The sequence below is a fragment of the Proteus sp. MB838 genome (assembly GCF_054767435.1).
Map to the genome: position 1 here is coordinate 1 of NZ_BAABMO010000021.1, position 20,444 is coordinate 20,444.

Below are 20,444 nucleotides of genomic sequence, written 5' to 3' on the forward strand. Positions count from 1 at the left end.
TAAACACGCGGCTAATACGGCGGCTGAATAATCTGAGCCATTACGACCGAGAACCACAAGCTCATTTTTTTCATTACCGGCAGTGAAACCTGCCATCAAGATCATATGATCTTTCGGAATATTAAGAGCGGAAATACGGCGAGTTGATTCAGGAATATCCACTGTCGATTCGAGATAATGACCTTGAGCAAGGAGATTTTTAACCGGATCAATGACGGTAACGTTATATCCTCTAGCTTGTAACACCGACTCCATAATGGCAATCGAAAGCTTTTCACCACGACAAATCATCGCAGCATTGATGCTATCAGGACATTGCCCTAATAGGGAGATACCATGCAGGATATGTTTAATCTCAGCAAACTCACGCTCAACTTTGTCTTTTAAGCCTTGGTAATCAAAACCAGGTTGATTTTCTCGTAAACCTTGCAATAGATTAGCGAAGATTTGCTCTGCTTCTCGTACTTGAGTGAGAGGTTCTTCTCCTTCTGCCGTTTTTTCAATCATTGCCACCAAGTAATTCGTTATCTTGGCAGGTGCTGATAATACCAGAGCGACTTGTCCCTGCTCTCGTTTTTTCTCAGCGATATCAGCAACATTCAGCACCCTTTCTGCATTGGCAACTGAAGTTCCCCCAAATTTTAACACTCGCATACAGCTCTCCTGATTTTTCGCCAAAAAAAAGCCCGCATTTCTCAATGCGGGCTTTTTCGTTTTTTGTTTTTTATATGCGACAGCCCGCCCCGCAATATAAAATTCCGGTGGTGGTGGTGGTAATAATTGTATTCATAGTCACTGGGCTGTAAGTACGCATAACAATCCTGTCTGTCTCAAAATTAGTTTGACCCTATACTGGTTAAAGCAAAGCGAGAGAGATGTCAAATTTTTTCTTTTCTATTGCCTCAATTTACCTACAATTTAAATAAAATTTATTCGAGCATTACTTATATTGTAGTATACATATTACTACTAATAAGGGGGAGTTACAGAAAATAACGCTACCATTTAAGAGTTACTTAGACATTTGTACTTTTACAAATAATAAGGTATTTTATTTCACTTCTTTTTTTGTAACAAAACTGGTAAAAAGATAAAATCTCACTATATTTAACATATATTTTTCTTTTGCATTACATAAATCAAATTATATAGTTAACTATTGAAATCAAGGTTAAGCTGTTATCTTGATTTTGATATGTGTCAACAAAAGTTAGCTTTTTAGATGGTATTTAATACAACAGGTGTTATATTGCTGTTAATAGACTATGGGCATTTTACATTCTGATTTTAACGTCCATTGTCAGTAAAATAGGTCATGTTTGTAATTAATAACGTGATGGTTATTTATCGAATTTTCATCTGGGTCTAATTTTGGCGTGCTAATAACAAAAATGAATAACCACACACCTTGCACACACAGAAGTTACACACAGATATCCTTTTTCTATTTTTGGTAATTTTAGGTAGCAAATATGCAAACCCCGCACATTCTGATTGTTGAAGATGAAGTAGTTACTCGTAATACCCTGAAAAGCATATTCGAAGCTGAAGGGTATATCGTACACGAAGCCACTGATGGCAACGAGATGCATAATATTCTGTCCGACCATGATATCAATCTGGTTATTATGGATATTAATCTTCCTGGTAAAAACGGTCTTCTATTAGCCCGTGAATTACGTGAACAGGTAAGTGTTGCATTAATGTTCCTAACAGGTCGTGATAATGAAGTTGATAAAATCTTAGGCCTTGAAATTGGTGCCGATGATTACATCACTAAACCATTTAATCCTCGTGAATTAACTATCCGTGCTCGTAACTTATTGTCACGCACTATGAATTTAGCGAATGGCACAGAAGAGCGTCGTTTAGTTGAAAGCTATAAATTTAATGGTTGGGAGCTAGATATTAATAGTCGCTCTCTTATTAGCCCTACAGGTGAACAGTATAAATTACCTCGTAGTGAGTTTCGTGCGATGTTACATTTCTGCGAAAACCCAGGAAAAATCCAAACTCGTGCAGAATTACTGAAAAAAATGACGGGTCGTGAATTAAAACCTCATGATCGTACTGTAGACGTTACCATTCGTCGTATTCGTAAACACTTTGAATCAACCCCTGATACACCTGAGATTATCGCTACTATCCATGGTGAAGGTTATCGTTTCTGTGGTGATTTAGACGAGTGATATCAGTGTTACCCTAGTAAAAAATAATGCTAAAAACCCCGGATTTCAGTTTCGGGGTTTTTCTTTATTAAAGCATAAAAGATAAAAATTGATCTTAGCGACTATTTTAAATAGAAACTAATTTATCAACTAAAAAAATTTCTTACACTTAATCTTATTAATTTTGTTAATTAATTAAAAAAATTACTCTTTCCATGGCATGATGGGTACTGCACTAATGGCATTTTTCGGTGAGCCATCGATAACCTTATCAGAGTAAGTAAGATATATCAGTGCATGGCGGTTTTTATCGTAAAAACGCACCACTTGTAGCTTTTTAAAGACTAGTGACGTTCTTTTTTGAAAAACAACATCACCACGATTTTTACCTTTTAAGACTTTTTCGCTTAATTCGATTGGCCCTACTTGTTGGCAAGAAATAGCTGCATCGGCGGTATCTTCAGCAAGCCCTAAACTACCGGAAATGCCCCCTGTTTTAGCACGGCTTAAATAGCAAGTGACATTTTTGACTTCAGGATCATCAAAAGCTTCAATGACAATTTTATGATTGGCACCAAAAAACTTAAAAACCGTATCGACATAACCAATTTCTTCAGCTTTCACCATTATTGACATAGGAAGCAAGATAGAAAGTGCGAGTATCTTTTTGAAATTAAACATATTAAATTTATTCCATAAAAAGAAGAAAGAATGATTTTGTCTAGGATAAAGCAAACTTTTGTTAACTGGTAGAATAATTTGTATACATGACTCATTGAAAAAGACTATATTTCATCTTTATCTAACAATATAACTTGTTATAGACGTTCAGGCTATTTACCATCTACAGCATAAATAAACGAATATGACTAAGGGAGATGTATGGATCAAACCAACATCATACGTGATTTACTCGCCTGGCTTGACAATAATCTGGATCAGCCACTATCCCTCGATAATGTCGCAACTAAAGCGGGTTACTCTAAGTGGCACCTACAACGCATGTTTAAAGAAGTAACAGGGCAGGCGATTGGTTCTTATATTCGTTCGAGGCGTCTATCTCGCGCGGCTGTGGCATTGCGTTTAACAAGTCGTCCTATCTTAGATATCGCTTTACAATATCGTTTTGATTCTCAACAAACATTTACTCGCGCCTTTAAAAAGCAGTTTGATAGAACTCCAGCCCTATATCGCCGTTCTGATGAGTGGTGTGCTGTAGGTATTTGTCCTCCAATAAAATTAGATCCTCAGCCTTTGCCTAAATGGGAATATGTGCAATTACCGGAGATAAAATTGATTGGTATTGAACAAACTTGTAGCCATACACTAGAACAATGGGCCAATGCTTGTTCCGATATGCGTCAGACATTTTGGCAAAATTATATTACTAAGGTAAACACTATCCCCCATGAGGTTTATGGTTTGCACCATACACAACACAGTGATGAGCATGAAGATGAACAGCGCGTTATCTACACCACCGCCGTTGAGCCTGCTTATGCGAGTTTTGTAGAAGATGATACTGCTTATGAAGTCATATTAGAGGCTGGCGATTATATTCGCTTTGACTTCGAGGGAGAGGCCAAACGAGGTGCCATGCAGGAATTTTTATTCTTAATTTATGGTGTTTGCTTGCCAACCATGGGGCTTACTCGCCGTAAAGGACATGATATTGAAAAGTATTATCTTAAAGAAGTGCACTATGACAATGTGATGACCGCCGAGCCACAAGATCATATTAAGCGTTTTGAGTATTATATTCCCATTAAACGCGAAATGGCCTAACAATAAGACTCTCTTTTACAGCAAAGAGAGTCTGTTATTGTCATTAGCGCTGTACTTCATCAAGAGCGATATCAGTAAGATGACTCACATCCCCTGCTGTTTCGATTACCCATCCATTAGCGAGCCAAGGACTGTTTTGATAGTCTACTCGTGAAATTGAACAGTTACGTAGTCTTAAACGTCGTTCAGCGTAAGCAGGTAGGCCTAACACAGTACTTAGCAGGCAACCTAATGCAATACCGTGACTCACCAGTAAAGGACGGCTATGCTCTGGTAACGCCAAGCAACTGTTTAAAGCAGCCTGCATACGATTAGCTAATTCCACCATGGATTCTCCTTGGGGAATTCGTCCATCAGGTGTACCATCAATTAAACTCTTGCGCCAAGCTTCTTCTTGTGTATTTAATGTGGCGATCTCTCGCTGTTCAAGAACGCCCATATCAAGTTCACGCAAACGGGGATCCGTGATTACGTCACAGCGACAAGCTTGTGCAATAATCTCTGCCGTCTGACAAGTCCGGCCAAGATCACTAGAAATTATGTGGGTAATACCTGCTGATTTTACTCTTTCAGCAACTTGTTGTGCCTGTCGCACACCCATTGCTGTTAGTGGGCTATCAGATTGCCCTTGTATACGTCTCGCCACGTTCCACTCAGTTTCACCGTGGCGAACAAGATAGACCTGTAACATACATTTTTTCCGTTATACTGCTCTAATTTTTCAAAGGATGATTAACTCATTATGTATCATGTCATTGCAGCCACTACGAATCCAGCAAAAATCAACGCGATCAAACTCGCCTTTGAGCAAGTGTTCGGTAAAGATACCTTTGATATTGAAGATATTAATGTCGATAGCCGCGTTCCACAGCAACCTATTGGAAATACAGAAACGAGAACTGGCGCACGCCAACGTGTGATGGCCGCAAGACAAGTACGTCCAGAAGCTGACTTTTGGGTAGGTGTTGAAGCGGGTATTGAAGACGATATGACTTTTGCTTGGATTGTTATCGAACACGAGCAAATTCGCGGTGAATCTCGCTCAGCCAGTTTAATGCTACCGGAACAGATCTTAAAAGGTGTTCGTGAAGGTCGTGAACTTGGCGATGAAATGGCATTTTTAACCAAGATTGATAATATTAAGCAAAAAGGTGGCGCTATTGGTTATTTTACTGATGGTTTATTAAGTCGCACTTCTGTTTACCAACAAGCGATTGTATTAGCTTTAGTCCCCGTCACTCATGATATTTATAAACAACTTAACAAAAAAGATGATGAATGAGTGATTAAATAGTCCTCTTGTCGCTATTTTAGAAAAATGCCATTTAACCAACTGATTAAATGGCATTTTTATTTCTAACGAATAGGCAATTATTTTTTTATCATAAGCTCTTTTTCAAGCCATAATTTCACATCATGGGGTGCTGTTTTTAAGCTATTAGAACCTCTGGTAATAGTGGCGATGCCAACCCCTAATAGCTCTTTTAGCTCTCGCTGACTTAATTCCCCACGCATTAATTCTTGAACAATACGCACTCTTGTTGCTAATGCACTGCGCTCATCCGGTGTCATTAAAAGTTGTAAAACAGGAAATTCAACTCCCTGTTCAAACGCTTGGCGTAATAACTCAACAAAACGTACCCAGTGTTCATTCTCCTCTGGTGATAATGCAGGATCTAGCATAGTGGGAACCTCTTCTAGCCACACTCATAAACTAGTACAAACTATAGCATATTTTATCCTGTAACAAAGAGGTTCCATTAATAAATCGCTTAATTATCTCATTAATAACGACTATTCCACTCAGTTTGAGTTAATACCGGTTGTTGCTCTCCGGCAAAATAGCTATAAAATACCGCAAATGAGAGTACATTTTTGACATAACCGCGCGTTTCTGCGAATGGAATACTCTCAATAAAAGCAATAGCATCTAGTTGGTTATTAGCATCAGATAACCAACGGTCAACCCGTGCAGGACCTGCATTATAGGCTGCACTAGATAAAATACGGTTTTGATTAAAACGCTGATAAACAGAATCAAGATAAGCGGTACCAATTTCAATATTTTTAACCGGATCTGTCAGTTGCGCACTACTTGCATACCCGGTAATACCTGCTTGTTTTACCGTGAACTCTGCGGTTTTCGGCATCACTTGCATAAGACCCGTTGCCCCTGCTGAAGAGCGAGCTTGTGGGTTCCATGCACTTTCTTGGCGAGCGATCGCCATCGCATAATTGCGATCTATCGCTTTATCTTTCGTATATCGTTCAAATTCATTTTGCCATGCAAGTGGGAAGCGCTCTTCTAAATGGTTCCACATTTTACCAGTAATCGTTGCTTGTACTGCTAAGTCAGCCCATTGTTGCTCAAAAGCATAACGCGCTAGTTGAGATTGTGTGGTAGCAGGCTGGGTGGCAACATAATTTGCCCACTCAGTACGCGCTAAATTATCCATTTGCCAATACATTAATTCGCGTACTCGTTGCACTTCAGGTTGCTGTGGAATTGTGGGTGAAACACTTGGCGCTTTGTCTATTACCATAACATAAGGTTTACCTAGCTTTTCAGCCGCCACCATAGGATAAAAACCGCGATGTTGTGTTAGTTCTTGTAAAAGCGCTTGTGCTTCACTGTTTTTACCTTGCGATTGCAACACCATCGCTCGCCAATAACGCCACTCCTCTTTATTTTTACTTTCAGGTGATAATCTTTCTAACCATAAAGCTAATTCTGCGGGCTGATTTTGGCTTAACGCTAAACGCACACGACGCTCACGCAGGGTATCTGAAGCGGTATCTTGTATCACACTATCACGCCATTTAGCCTGCTCTGGTGTGGCATATGGCATATATTGCCAAGCGACCGTATCACGCATTAATTGGCGTTCAGCTGTCGTCATTTTTTGAGCTCTGGCAATACTATCAAGCTGTGCTCTTGCACTATCGGCATCTTTTCGCGCCCAACGTGAAAATGCGGCTTGTACAATATTACGCGTAAAATCTGTTGGTGAAAGTTGTGTGGCATAACGAGCAACCAGATTAGGGTGATCTTGTAGTTCAACAATGGCATCGTTAATCGTTTGATAATCCATCGGCAATCGCTTAGCTAAATAAGTTGCTAACCCAGTATTACCACTTTTTATTGCTAAATTAATCCGCTCTAACACTAATTCAATGCTTAAATTTCCTGCTTTTTGCCACTCATCAAATAGCGGATCACAGCTTGAAGGCATAGAAGTACCGTTTAACCACGCTTCTTTTGCACCAACCCACGCCGTTTGTTTATCCCCTGTCGCCCATTTAGCATAATAGTAGTTACACCTTGCTGCTTTAGGCTTAGGAGGATTAGGACTAAAAGTCAGTAAGTTTTGCCACTCTTGACGTTTTGCTAATTCATTAACAAACAAAGAAGGTAGTGCTTTCGCGGGTGGCAAAGTTGGATATTTTTCGACAAATTCAGTCACCACAGCCGGAGCGACCACATCAAGATTGTCGGTAATTTGGCGATATTCAAGATAGGGATAAAGAGGATAATCTTGTAATGTCGGTAATAATTTTTCAACTTGTGCTGTATCTTTAGCATCCCAAGCTGCTTTAATTTCTTGGTAACGTGTTCGTTGTTCACTTAATGAATCTGCTTGTGCCCACGCAGAGAAACACAATGTACTAATTGCCAAGACGAAGGACCACTTTTGCTTAACCACGTTACCTCTCCCACCTCAAATTTAAACATCCAAAGAATAAATACATTAGCTAATATGATAATCATTAACAATGTTAGTTCCCTCTTTAAATGAAATTTTCCTCACTTTTCTAACAAGCACTCAAGGATGATAAAAACCTCTCTTTTACCTAAGGTTTTCTTTTATAAATCGGGTATACTGGCGACTTTCATCGTTTTCGGGTCTTTGGCAAAATACTGACATTGACTTTACTATTGTTCATTTAGGTGTCATATATTCATTGCTTATTTACATTTTTTTGTGTTTAACGCAAAAACTGACACTTCAGATAAAATCTCTTTTATAATCAAAGGGTAATTATAGTGGCTCAATACGTTTATAGTATGTTGCGTGTCGGGAAAGTTGTTCCCCCTAAGCGACATATCCTTAAAAACATCTCACTCAGCTTCTTTCCGGGCGCGAAAATTGGTGTGCTTGGTCTAAATGGTGCCGGTAAATCAACCTTACTGCGTATCATGGCCGGTATCGATACCGATATCGAAGGTGAAGCACGTCCACAACCGGGTCTAAAAATTGGCTACTTGCCACAAGAGCCAAAATTAAACCCACAACAAACAGTGCGTGAAGCCGTTGAAGAAGCGGTAAGCGAAGTCAAAAATGCACTCAATCGTCTTGATGAAGTGTATGCAGCTTATGCTGATCCTGATGCTGATTTTGACCAACTGGCAAAAGAGCAAGGTCAACTAGAAGCGATTATTCAATCTCACGATGGTCATAATCTTGATAACCAATTAGAGCGTGCAGCAGAAGCACTACGTTTACCAGATTGGGATGCCAAAATTGAACATCTTTCTGGTGGTGAACGTCGCCGTGTGGCTATCTGCCGTTTACTGTTAGAAAAGCCAGATATGCTGTTGTTAGATGAACCGACTAACCACTTGGATGCTGAGTCTGTTGCTTGGTTAGAACGCTTCTTACATGATTATGAAGGCACTGTTGTGGCGATTACCCACGACCGTTACTTCCTTGATAATGTCGCAGGATGGATCTTAGAACTTGACCGCGGTGAAGGTATTCCGTGGGAAGGTAACTACTCCTCTTGGTTAGAGCAAAAAGATGCGCGTCTTGAACAAGAAGCAGCCACTGAAGCCGCTCGCCATAAATCGATTCAAAAAGAACTTGAGTGGATCCGCCAAAATCCTAAAGGTCGTCAGGCTAAAGGTAAAGCTCGTCTTGCTCGCTTTGAAGAACTCAATAGCGTTGATTATCAAAAACGTAATGAAACCAGTGAGCTATTTATTCCACCTGGACCTCGTTTAGGGGATAAAGTGCTAGAAGTGAGTCACCTCACTAAATCTTATGGTGATCGCGTTCTGATTGATGATTTAAGTTTCTCCATTCCTAAAGGCGCTATCGTCGGTATTATCGGTCCAAATGGTGCCGGTAAATCAACGCTGTTCCGTATGATCTCAGGTCAAGAACAACCTGATTCAGGAACCGTGACTTTAGGGGAGACGGTGAAACTGGCCTCTGTTGATCAGTTCCGCGATAGTATGGATGACAGCAAAACGGTTTGGGAAGAAGTTTCTGGTGGTCAAGATATTATGCGCATTGGTAACTTTGAAATCCCAAGTCGCGCTTATGTGGGCCGCTTTAACTTTAAAGGCGTTGACCAAGGTAAACGCGTTGGCGAACTGTCCGGAGGTGAGCGTGGACGTTTACACCTTGCGAAACTTCTCCAAGTCGGCGGCAATATGTTGCTGCTCGATGAACCGACCAATGATCTGGATGTTGAAACGCTACGCGCCTTGGAAAATGCGCTATTAGAATTCCCAGGTTGTGCTATGGTCATTTCCCATGACCGTTGGTTCCTAGACCGTATCGCCACTCATATCATCGATTATCAAGATGAAGGTAAAGTCGAATTCTTTGAAGGTAACTTTACTGAATATGAAGAGTATAAAAAACGGACATTAGGTAACGAAGCTATCCAACCTCGTCGCATGAAATATAAACGCATCACTAAGTAATCATTATTTAGCTGAACGCAAAAAAGCAGAGCTCACCCTCTGCTTTTTTATTCTCTCTCTTTACGTTTTATTGGCTTACACTATTCAATGACGATATTAACTACTTTGCCGATAGTCAAAGCTCAAGGGCGCAATAAATGAAAAAGAGCCGTTAACTAAACGGTGGCTTTCAGGTGCCGGAAATGGCGATGCCCGTTTAATAGTATTAATCGCTTCTTTATCAAGGATACGATTACCAGACGAGGTTTGTATACTCACATCTAATAACTCACCTTTTGCATTGAGCGAAATTTCAACTTGTGTCACTCCTGTCGCTTTAAAACGTAATGCTGCACGAGGGTAACGTTTATACATATCAATATGGCTATGGACTAAACTTTCCCACCCCATTTGGCCACTGCGAGATGATGAAGCGGTACTGGTAAAATCAGCACTACTGGTCGCGTTCTCACCCGATAACGGGGCGGTTGTGGTATCTGCTGGCGCTTGAGAAACGGGAAGATCATCAGGCACTTTTACCACGACAGGCTTAGGCTTAACCACGGGTTTCACCTTTGGCTTTTCCGCAACTCGCTCATAAGTTCCCTGTTCGACTACAGGCATTTTAGGCACATCAAGTTGCTCTTTCATCGGCTCTGGCTCGGCAGCTTCTGGAACTGACATCACCTGTTCAGGCCCAACAGGAACCTCTTTGGGCTCTGCTTTTGCCAATTGATAAAGCCCCACTTGCATCGTCATTGCTGGAGGTAAAACCGCATATTGCTCATCTTTCGTCGTTATCCAACCTATAGCAACAACAACCAAGGTGACATGAAACACAATACTGGCAGTTAACCCACCAATAGAAAAGGACCAACGGCGTGGAAAAGTCGCCGACATACTACTCATAATTCTTGCCTCTGATTTTCTTTCTAATGAATTATAGGCATAATACAAACACAAATGATATTGCTTATTATTAATAATACAATAAAAAATTAGCTAAATATTGATTATAAAAATTCCTTATTAGAAGCAGTAAGAGCTTATTATTTCACTCTTTTTTAGACACCAGAGACTATGACTAGCGATAAATCATTAGCACAAAAAATCAGTTGTGCCTACCAATCAACCTATGGTCAGCTTGTACGTTTTTTCCAAAAACGTACGGGTAATCACCATGATGCGGATGATTTGTCTCAAGATGTGTTTACACTATGGCTAAATCGAAAAGAACAAACTCCTGTCCAAGAGCAGCGTGCTTTTTTATTTAAAATAGCGAACCACGTTTTGATCGATCATTGGAGGAAAAACCAAAAACAAAAATATATCTATCAAGAAGATTATCAATTAGAAGATGCGGTACAGACCTATACGACAGAGCTTGATCCCGGGTACGTCCTTGAGCATCAACAGCGTTTAGATTTACTGACACAAGCTATTGATACTCTTCCTCCCCGCCGTCGAGAAGCTTTTATTCTTTATCGCTTTGATGGATTATCACAAAGCGAAATTGCAGAACAAATGGAAATTTCGATAAGCATGGTAGAGAAACATATTGCCGCAGCACTATTACATTGTAAAAGATATGTCGATGCAGGACAGGAGAAATGCACCAATGACGAGTAAGTCGGGAAATCAACCTCACACAGATGAGGCGCCTGCAACGCTTTTGGCAGATACCCATGATCAATTAAGCCAGCAATCTATTGATGAACAAGCTGCGCTTTGGTTCACCCGTCAACATAGTCAGCAAATGAGTTCACAGCAACGACAAGCCTTTAAACAGTGGGTAGCAGATAAAGATAATCAACAAGCTTATCAAGCTATCGCGGAAATTTGGCATAGTTGTGAAGCCTTACCACGCCCTACTATTGTGCCTATAGAAAAAAGGAAATCTTCACTCTGGCGCCCCTTTATTCACACTACAGCCGCACTCTGTTTAGTTGCTGTGTTATATCTTCCTTATAGTCATTTACCTGCCCTGTTAATGGATAATATGACCTTAGCCACCAGCAATTTTCCTAAAGAGATGACCCTCGCTGATGGCTCTAAAGTTTTTTTAAATAGAAATACACAGGTACGCGTCTCGTATGTCCAAACCCAAAGACGCCTTTGGTTAGATAAAGGTGAGGCTTATTTTAAAGTAAAACCCAATCCTTATCGGCCATTTTATGTCCATGCTGATGAGCGATTAATTAAAGTTGTCGGTACTGAATTTGAAGTGAGTCGTTATCAAAATAATCAAATTAGTGTCGCCGTACATGAAGGCATTGTTGAAGTTAAAGCCACAGAAAAATCCCCTGCGACTTACCTATATGCTGGCTCTCAAGCAATTAGCCAATCAACCGATAATCAATTTGTCATTTCCTCAGTCAATGCTGATTCTGTAGGAAGCTGGCGTTTTGGGCAACTCCATTTCTTTGAACAACCACTTGGTGACGTGATCACTAAATTAAAACCTTATCTGGATATCAACGTTCATATCTCATCAGCCGATGTAGCCAAAATAAAGGTATCAGGTGTGGCAAATATTAATGACGCGAAAAGCTTTATTACTGCACTTCCGCTACTTTTACCGGTTAATGTTATTTTTACTGATAAAAATAATGTGTTAATTATCAATAAGTAAAAATAAACATGAAAAATATTCTTTTTTACAGGTGAGGATAATTCTCATTTCATCCTCTTACTTAGTAACAAAAATTATTAAGTCTATGAATGGGATTGGTGAAATGAGAATAAATAATAAAAAAAGGCCTCTAAAAAGGTCGCTACTCACATTATTAATAACGGCTACCGTGGCAGCCCCTTATAGTTATGCAGCAACGCTATCAGTCTCTTTACCAGAGCAATCTTTAGCTGATTCTTTAAACACTATCGCTAAACAAGGTCAGGTACAAATTCTGTTTGATGCCAACGCAATAAAAAACTTACGGGCTCCTGCACTCTCTGGTCAATATGAAACCCATACCGCATTACAAAAGGTGTTAATCGGTAGTGGTATGGAAATTATTTCACAGGGAAATGGCTTTGTTATTCGTCCATTAGCAACAAGCAGTACGATTGTGATCCCTGAAGTTAAAGTCACAGGGGTGGGAAGCAGTTATCATCCTGCTACAGATGTTGTTTCAGCACCACAATACATCACCTCTGAAGAGATAAAGCAACGTAATACTGGCGATGGCAATGTCACCGACTTACTTAAAAGTAACCCTGCGGTTCAATTTGCAAATAACGATAGCAACTCGATGAACCAAGGTGAAATTAAGCCCTCACGTATTTCTATTCATGGCTCCAGTAGCTATCAAAATGCCTATAAACTTGATGGCGTCAGTTTTAATAATGACTTTGATCCGGCCAATTCGGGCAATGGTGAAACCAATACCCGTATTACCAGTGATGAGCAAGGGATGTATCTTGATAGTCGACTTATTGATAGTGTCACCGTTTACGATAACAATATTCCCGTTGAATTTGGCGGATTTACTGGAGGCACAGTTGAAGTACAAAGTCGTCGTTGGTCTGGTGAAACCCATGCCAATGCCTATTACCGTACTACCCGTTCAAGCTGGAATAATATTTTCACCGATCCCAAATTAAAATTTGATACTGCAAATAATGATTTTAGTAATCCAGCCCGTTTCCAGAAAAAATATGATAAACAAAACTATGGCGGTTGGTTTGAAACAGGTTTAACGGAAAATACAGGATTAATTTTCTCAGCTTCTCGTCGGGAATCAACCATTCCGATGATGATAAGTGCTGAAGGGGGAATTGTTCACACCCCTGAAGGCGAATTAGAGCATGTATTACAAAGCCCACATTATCGTGATCAAACGCGTACTTCAGATAACTACTTTATCAAATATTCTTGGAATATCTCTGATAAACAATCTTTTGATCTATCAAGTAATATTGCCCGTTATAAGAGCTATCTGTTCTCCAGCTCTGTGTATAACTCCGGTTATGATAATGAACATAATGGACTCAGTTTTACCGCCCTTTATAAGCATCAACTTGCGCTAGGAACCTTAGAGTTAACCGCAGGTTATCAAAATCTGGAAGATAAACGCACCAATGATCAAGACTACTTTATCAAAGTAGAAGATTACACTGATTGGCAACACCCTAATCAAGTCTCCAGTGGTGGTCAAGGTGATCTGCGTAGTAAACAAGAAACCTATAGCGCCAAGAGTATTATGCGTTTTGATCCCATCGTGTGGGGTACCGTCACTCATCGCCCCACCACCGGATTTGAAATTAGCCGCACCAAAGGCGCTTATATTCGTGATAAAACCTATTACAACTATACCTATCGCGGCATGACGGTCAATGATGAATGGATGGGAAGCTTATCACAAACGACGCGTTTTCTAGCGGGTACCCATAATGCGTCTTATACCAATTATTCATTTTTTATTGACGATAATATTCAATATAAACGCCTCACCTTACGTCCCGGTGTACGTTTAGATCGTGATGATTTTGTACAAAAAAACAATCTCTCACCTCGTTTAAGTGCTACTTACGATATTTGGGGCACAGGTAATACTTTAATTATTGGTGGGGTAAACCGTTACTATGGACGTTCAATGCTCACTTACGCCCTTTATGGTGCGCAAAATGCCGGTTTACAACACTGCTATTTTGACTGTCAAACATCGGAGGAAAAGTGGACTAATCGTACCGACTTTGATGGTGTTGATTCACTAAAAACCCCTTATAACGATGAATTCACTTTAGGTCTACAACAAGAGATAGCCTCAACCACTTGGCGTTTACAATATGTGCATCGCAATGGTCGTGATGAGGTGCGTAGTGATACTAAATATCCAGACTCAACCATTGATGAAAAACGTGCTATTCGGCACTTCAATAATAATGGCCGTAGTACACACGATACCTTAACGCTCTCCGTGAGAAATAGCCAACCATGGGAGCTTGCTAAAGCCGACCACGTCTTTAATGCTTCGATTAGCTGGCAAAAAAGCAAAACCAATACGCCAAAAGACTCAGGTTATGCCAATTTTGATCCCAGCGTTCAAGGGATGAACTATGACAAGGTGTGGTATGGCGGAAAAATTATCAATGCCAAAGACTTACCCTCTGACAACTTTAACTCGCCGTTAAAAGTGACCGCTGAGCTAACCAGTGTTTGGGATGATGTAGGAGTGACTTGGTTTAACCGTTTGCAATGGAATGGAGCTCGTTCACAAGCAGAGAAAGCCAATAATGGTGCGCCAAAACCAAGTGAGTACGGCCCGCTATTTGAATATAAAAAACGTCATTACAGTAGCCGTTTTACTTGGGATACCAAGCTCAGTTGGCAGCCTGAATTTGCTTACGGTGTAGGTATTTCCGTTGAAGTGAATAACGTACTCAATACCAAAAATGTCAATGATTACATTACCTATCAAGATAAAGAGTACAAATCTTACGAGCCAGGTCGACAGTTCTGGCTACAAGTCAGCTATGACTATTAAAAATTGATGAAGTTAATGTGAGCAACCGAGTCAATAAACAATAAAAACATGACAAATAAGCAATGAAAACAATAAAACAATTTTTCTATTTGGTTTCACCTTTTTGGGGGCGGCGTACCGCCCTTTACTGCTGGTTCCTATTAATTCTCTCTTTAACGTTAACCCTCTCATCCGTTTGGTTTAACGTCAAAATGAATGAATGGAATGGCAGCTTCTATAACGCCCTACAACAACTCGATGGGCAAGCCTTATATAAACTGCTTCAACAGTTTGTGATTATTATTGCCGGATTAATTACCGTAGTCGTGATGGGTGATTTCTTACGCCAAAAAATGATCATTCGCTGGCGTGAAGGTATGACAGAGCAAGTGCTTGAGCGCTGGCTATCAAAAAATAGTAAACACTATATGTTGCGGTTAACCTCGCAAGAGCCAGACAACCCCGACCAACGAATTGCTGAAGATATTCGTTTACTGATTGAATCGACAATGCGCTTAACGGTGACCTTTTTACATTCACTGTTAACGCTTATCTCTTTTGCCACTATTTTATGGTCACTCTCTGGTGCGCTCTCTTTCTCTTTAGCAGGCAAAGAGTGGAATATACCGGGTTATATGTTCTGGGCCTGTATTATTTATACCCTTATCGGGATCACCATCACCCAGCTCATTGGTTCTCCATTACGTAAAATCAATATGGATAAACAGCGTAAAGAGGCAGATTACCGTACTGCGCTTATCACACGTAAACAACATGGTGATGCTATTGCTGGTCAACGGGGTGAAATGAGCGATCGTCATGAACTGATGGGACGCTTTTTAGGGGTGATCCGCAACTGGAATAACCTTATCCGTTATGAAAGAAACCTTGCTTTCTTTACTGTGGGTTATCAGCAAGCCACGGCAATGGCGCCAATTATTTTTGCTTTGCCAAAATTCCTCGCCGGCGAATTAATGCTAGGGGGATTAATGCAGTTACGACAAGCCTTCTCCAGTGTTGCTGGGGCATTAAGCTGGTTTATTTTCTCCTATAAAGAGATTGCCGCATGGCAGGCAACGGTTACCCGTCTTTATCATTTTGTGGTGTTGTTAGAGCATGATCACCAACCTGAGATCACCGAGTTAGATGATAAACAAACTAAGCTGACAGCCAATTTATCGCTATTTATGCAAGACGATAGATTATTAATTAACAATATTCACTTTTCTCTCAAAGCGGGTGAATTGGCGGTAATTGAAGGTAGCTCAGGTATCGGGAAATCAACACTGTTACGTGCGTTAAGCGGCCACTGGCCTTATTTTAAAGGAGATATTCAACGGGTAACCAATATCAGTTGGCTCCCACAACGTATGTATCTGCCTGTTGCCCGCTTAGATAACTTATTGGCTTATCCTTGCCAAGCATCTCAGTTCTCACAACAAGAGTACCAAGAAGTGCTTCATTGGGTGGGGCTAGATAAAATAAAAAATCAGCTTTCACTGGAAACAGATTGGACAACACGCTTATCCGGTGGTGAACAACAACGTCTTATCTTTGCCCGTTTATTACTCAATAAACCCGATCTTATTTTATTAGATGAAACCACATCCGCTCTTGATGAACAAAATGCCCTACATATGTTGTTATTACTTAAACAGCATCTACCAACCTCGGGCATTGTCTTAGTCAGTCATCAGCGTTTCACTCACGCTATTGCCGAGCAAGTAATTTCATTACAAGCGCCGACTGCGTCCTCCTCTCAATCAGCTGGAGTTACTGAATATGTATCGTAAGTTACTGATTATCTCAGTCAGTTTATCACTTCTGGGTTGTGCAACAGGCACCTCGTCTGAGCATACCAATAATACCCTTTCACTGCGCCCCGATATTCGCCATTTTACGCTTGATAATGGCTTAAATGTCTATTTGCTACAACGCCCACAAACGGGGGTTGAAATGCGTTTACTGGTGAAAAGTGGCTCGGTACAAGAAGATGAAAAACAACTTGGCTTTGCCCACTTTACCGAGCATATGGCCTTTAAAGGCACGACTCATTTTCCGGGAACAACTGGGTTTAAACAGCTTGAAAGCCTAGGAATGAAGTTGGGGAGTCATGTTAATGCGGCAACGAGCTTAAACTCAACAACCTATAAATTATCCCTGCCTAATGCCAATCCGACCCAAATAAAAACAGGGTTGAGGATCTTATCCGATTGGGCCTTTGGCATGACATTTGATCCCGTTGAGTTTGATAAAGAGCGTCCGGTGATCGTCGAGGAGTGGCGATTACGCCAAGGTATTGGTTTTCGTATTAATCGCCAACTTGAAGAGTTACGTTATTATGGCAGTCGTTATCTAGATCGTGATCCCATTGGGGACTTAGATATCGTTAAGCATGGTGATGTCAAAGAAGCAAAACGTTATTACGATACTTGGTATCAGCCTGAAAGAATGGCATTGGTGTTAGTGGGTAATTTTAATCAAGGTGATGCGATTGCTGATATTACCCAGATGTTCAATGCAAAAAATAGTGAAAACAAAGGCGTTGACTCTCCATCATGGCACCGCTTTATCGACAATAAAGATTTATTAGTAAAGACGATTTTTGATAAAGAGCAAGGCTCACGCATTGTGCAATTCACTCTACAGCGTACACTGCCTGCACCATTAAATAGTCGCCAAGGTCAATATGATGATTTAATGGACTCCTTGTGGCTCTCCATCTTAAACCAGCGCTTTTCAACCATTGTTGATAATGGGTTAGTGCCTTCCGTCAGTGCCAATACACAAGGTGCGATGTTAGATGCCCGTCGCTCACAACAATTGATGATTGCCCATCCTAAAGGGGATGATTATCAAGGTACATTAGATATTCTATTTACTGAGGTACAGCGTTTAGCCTCACAGCCAGTATCTCAGCAAGAGTTAGATAATGCTCGCAATGCGCTGTTAAAACGTCTTAGCCAACAAGCTGCTGGTGAAGAGCGCTATGAGCATGGTTATTTAGCTAACCAAATTACTACGGCACTTGAATTAGAAATGCCAATCCAAAGCAAAAAGCAGGCGTTAAACTTAAGTTATCAACTAATAAATAACGTTACACCTGATACCTTAAAACACTATTTTGCCCAATACCTAACACAAGCTTCACCACGAGTGGCAATTATCGGCCCAGATAGTGATAGTCAGGTATTTAGTGCCACTAAAGCCTCGCAACGCTGGCAAGAGATTAGACAATCTGATCCCGGTGCGTTTACATTGAAAACCCATGCGGTGGTATTAGATATTAAACCTGAGCAAACCGGTACTGTTGTCACCACACAAACACTTCCGATTGAAAAAACACAGCTGTGGACACTGAGCAATAACGTAAAAGTTATTATTAAAAATGACCAGTGGCTAAAAGACAATATCCAAGTATCACTGCGTATTCCCGGAGGTGTTTCTCTGGAAACAGGACAAAGTTTAGGCTTGGTACAGTGGGCATTAAACTTACCAGAAGTGAGTGGATATGGGCATTACAACGCAAGAGAGTTAGCGTTATTTAGTAAACAGCATCAAATCAGTTTGCGTCCATACAGTGAGTTGTTATTCCACGGCTTGCGTGGCGAAGCGCCTATTGATGAGTTAGACACCTTGTTGACCTTATTGCATTTAAAAGTGACGGCACCACAATTTAATGGGCAAAAATTAGAGCAACAAAAACAAGCAACGGCATTAGGGATCGCCAAAACACCAGTTGAACGTATTTTCTTAGATCATATTAATAAAGAGAGCTATCAAAACGGTGAGCGCTTAGTGATTTCGCCACAAGGCCCTTGGCAACAGTTTACCGCCCAACAATTACAACAAACGAATCAATCACTTCTAGGACAGCCTGCCGATATGGTATTGGTGATTAGTGGGCCTATTAACCTAAATCAGGCCAAACCGATGATCGAACGTTGGATAGCAACGCTGCCGACACGTTCATCGCAACGTCTATTTTGGGCTGATCCGGCGATTAATCCCAAATTAAGCTCATTTAATAAAACCTACCCTATTGCCAGTAGCGATAAGAGTATGATCAGTATTCAATACGCAGCCAAAGCCCAATGGTCACAACAGCAACTGTTAGCACTTAACTTGCTTGATACCGTTGTCAGCCAACGTTTAAGGCTTAATCTTCGTGAACGAGCGGGCGGGATCTACTCGCTAGGCTTTTCTGAGTCACTAACCAAGCTGCCAAGTAGTTTTTATACCGGACGTTTAAACTTTACCGCATCACCACAGCGGGCAGATGAATTAATTGCACTTGCGCGTAAAGTGGTCAATGACGTAAAACAAGCGGGTATTACCGATAAAGAATTACAAGAGGCAAAAAATATTTGGTTAACTGAATATGGGCAAGCCAAAGAGAGTGCTAGCTATTGGACTGATGCACTTGCCCAAGTGGCAACAGATGACCAACAATATCAACGACTATTAACTGAGACTGCGATTGTCAACGGAATAAGTGTCAGTGATGTTAATCAAGTTGCTCGTCAGTGGTTGGGTGAAAATGAAAAAATCTTCAAACTAACACCACCAACAAAGCAATAAATTTCTATTTATCACTTTAATAATAAACGCCCAGCATATCTTTATTCTGGGCGTTTATTCATCTAACCTGAATAACTTAGCAATGTTTCATTCAATATTATTGTCTATTAAATTTATTAATCTTTTTTGAGCGCCCAACGACCACTACCCAAAAACATCACCGCAATCGCAGCAAACATATAGAAGCCAGCACTTTCAGGTGCCCATCCCCCCGTTTTGGGATCTAAGGCTAAAAGATCACCGGAATGTACCATCAGCACCGCAACCCCCATGGTTGCCGCCACAACAAATGCTGAAAATCGAGTAAATAAACCGATAATCAGTAAGATAGGACATAGAACTTCACCCAGTAATGTGCCATAAGCAATAAATGCAGGTAAATTAATATTTGCCAACATTCCCTGTATACCGGCAAGTCCTCCTGGCTCCATTTTGTGTAATCCGTGTAATAACATTAAGACACCTAGCGAAACACGTAAAACAAACTTACCTAAATCGGGATGGTTTGTAAGCTGATTAAATTTATTAATCATAACGTCTCCAAAATCAACAATGTGATGGGCATTTTTAATACGTATTAATGGGTATTTATTATTATATGATTAAAAAATATGAATGAGTGCAACTTTTATTATCATTATTTGTTATGGTTGACGAGGCATTTAGATTATTATCGTTTAATTAGGAGCTATTCACCTTTTCCATGATTAAGATCACAACTTATTAACATAATCTACTCTTAATCAGCAACTT

General features: G+C 40.4%; 16 protein-coding genes and 1 other annotated feature. Of the genes, 9 read left to right on the top strand and 7 right to left on the bottom strand.

Annotated features, from left to right (window positions below; translation table 11 throughout):
* On the bottom strand, positions 1-654 hold a 654-nt coding region (locus ACYUCW_RS10505; protein ID WP_460408556.1), incomplete at its 3' end, for an amino acid kinase family protein.
* Between the two features lie 21 nt (positions 655-675).
* Positions 676-794: a sequence feature (Thr leader region), on the bottom strand.
* Positions 795-1,472: 678 nt separating this feature from the next.
* Here ACYUCW_RS10505 and arcA point away from each other — a divergent pair.
* Positions 1,473-2,189 (top strand): two-component system response regulator ArcA, encoded by a 717-nt coding sequence (gene arcA, locus ACYUCW_RS10510; protein WP_004245226.1) that lies wholly within the window; start codon positions 1,473-1,475, stop codon positions 2,187-2,189.
* A 183-nt stretch (positions 2,190-2,372) separates the two neighbouring features.
* Here the strand turns inward: arcA and creA are convergent, their stop codons facing one another.
* Positions 2,373-2,849, bottom strand: coding sequence for a protein CreA (creA, locus tag ACYUCW_RS10515; RefSeq protein ID WP_004248955.1), 477 nt, complete (start codon positions 2,847-2,849; stop codon positions 2,373-2,375).
* Between the two features lie 201 nt (positions 2,850-3,050).
* Here creA and robA point away from each other — a divergent pair, with 201 nt between their 5' ends.
* Positions 3,051-3,953, top strand: a complete 903-nt coding sequence (gene robA, locus ACYUCW_RS10520) for an MDR efflux pump AcrAB transcriptional activator RobA (RefSeq protein ID WP_017628237.1) — start codon at positions 3,051-3,053, stop codon at positions 3,951-3,953.
* A 43-nt stretch (positions 3,954-3,996) separates the two neighbouring features.
* Here the strand turns inward: robA and gpmB are convergent, their stop codons facing one another.
* Complete coding sequence (gene gpmB, locus ACYUCW_RS10525; RefSeq protein WP_004245229.1) at positions 3,997-4,644, bottom strand: 2,3-diphosphoglycerate-dependent phosphoglycerate mutase GpmB; 648 nt, start codon at positions 4,642-4,644, stop codon at positions 3,997-3,999.
* A 51-nt stretch (positions 4,645-4,695) separates the two neighbouring features.
* Here gpmB and yjjX point away from each other — a divergent pair, with 51 nt between their 5' ends.
* On the top strand, positions 4,696-5,235 hold the full coding sequence (yjjX, locus tag ACYUCW_RS10530; RefSeq protein WP_004248953.1) for an inosine/xanthosine triphosphatase: 540 nt from the start codon (positions 4,696-4,698) through the stop codon (positions 5,233-5,235).
* Positions 5,236-5,324: 89 nt separating this feature from the next.
* Here the strand turns inward: yjjX and trpR are convergent, their stop codons facing one another.
* Positions 5,325-5,636 (bottom strand): trp operon repressor, encoded by a 312-nt coding sequence (gene trpR / locus ACYUCW_RS10535; protein ID WP_004248952.1) that lies wholly within the window; start codon positions 5,634-5,636, stop codon positions 5,325-5,327.
* A gap of 101 nt (positions 5,637-5,737) precedes the next feature.
* Positions 5,738-7,657, bottom strand: a complete 1,920-nt coding sequence (gene sltY, locus ACYUCW_RS10540) for a murein transglycosylase (RefSeq protein ID WP_004248951.1) — start codon at positions 7,655-7,657, stop codon at positions 5,738-5,740.
* 341 nt (positions 7,658-7,998) lie between these two features.
* On the opposite strand from sltY, the gene ettA reads away from it, so the two are divergent.
* Positions 7,999-9,666, top strand: coding sequence for an energy-dependent translational throttle protein EttA (ettA, locus tag ACYUCW_RS10545; RefSeq protein WP_004248950.1), 1,668 nt, complete (start codon positions 7,999-8,001; stop codon positions 9,664-9,666).
* A 96-nt stretch (positions 9,667-9,762) separates the two neighbouring features.
* Here the strand turns inward: ettA and ACYUCW_RS10550 are convergent, their stop codons facing one another.
* On the bottom strand, positions 9,763-10,554 hold the full coding sequence (locus tag ACYUCW_RS10550) for an energy transducer TonB (protein ID WP_004248948.1): 792 nt from the start codon (positions 10,552-10,554) through the stop codon (positions 9,763-9,765).
* Between the two features lie 171 nt (positions 10,555-10,725).
* Here ACYUCW_RS10550 and ACYUCW_RS10555 point away from each other — a divergent pair, with 171 nt between their 5' ends.
* From ACYUCW_RS10555 to ACYUCW_RS10575, 5 genes are all read left to right on the top strand, one after another.
* On the top strand, positions 10,726-11,274 hold the full coding sequence (locus ACYUCW_RS10555; RefSeq protein ID WP_049203181.1) for an RNA polymerase sigma factor: 549 nt from the start codon (positions 10,726-10,728) through the stop codon (positions 11,272-11,274).
* The gene (locus tag ACYUCW_RS10560; protein WP_012368855.1) at positions 11,264-12,277 is read left to right on the top strand and encodes a FecR family protein; all 1,014 of its coding nucleotides are present in this window, start codon (positions 11,264-11,266) and stop codon (positions 12,275-12,277) included. Before ACYUCW_RS10555 ends, ACYUCW_RS10560 begins: the two co-directional genes overlap by 11 nt.
* 103 nt (positions 12,278-12,380) lie before the next feature.
* Positions 12,381-15,131, top strand: a complete 2,751-nt coding sequence (locus tag ACYUCW_RS10565) for a TonB-dependent receptor (protein WP_004248945.1) — start codon at positions 12,381-12,383, stop codon at positions 15,129-15,131.
* 62 nt (positions 15,132-15,193) lie between these two features.
* The gene (locus ACYUCW_RS10570) at positions 15,194-16,903 is read left to right on the top strand and encodes an ABC transporter ATP-binding protein/permease (RefSeq protein WP_004248944.1); all 1,710 of its coding nucleotides are present in this window, start codon (positions 15,194-15,196) and stop codon (positions 16,901-16,903) included.
* Complete coding sequence (locus ACYUCW_RS10575; RefSeq protein ID WP_004252659.1) at positions 16,893-19,691, top strand: M16 family metallopeptidase; 2,799 nt, start codon at positions 16,893-16,895, stop codon at positions 19,689-19,691. The genes ACYUCW_RS10570 and ACYUCW_RS10575 overlap by 11 nt, the downstream gene beginning before the upstream one ends.
* A 116-nt stretch (positions 19,692-19,807) precedes the next feature.
* Here the strand turns inward: ACYUCW_RS10575 and ACYUCW_RS10580 are convergent, their stop codons facing one another.
* A complete protein-coding gene (locus tag ACYUCW_RS10580; protein WP_004245241.1) occupies positions 19,808-20,224 on the bottom strand; it encodes a DoxX family protein in 417 nt (138 codons plus the stop codon).
* Positions 20,225-20,444: the final 220 nt, after the last annotated feature.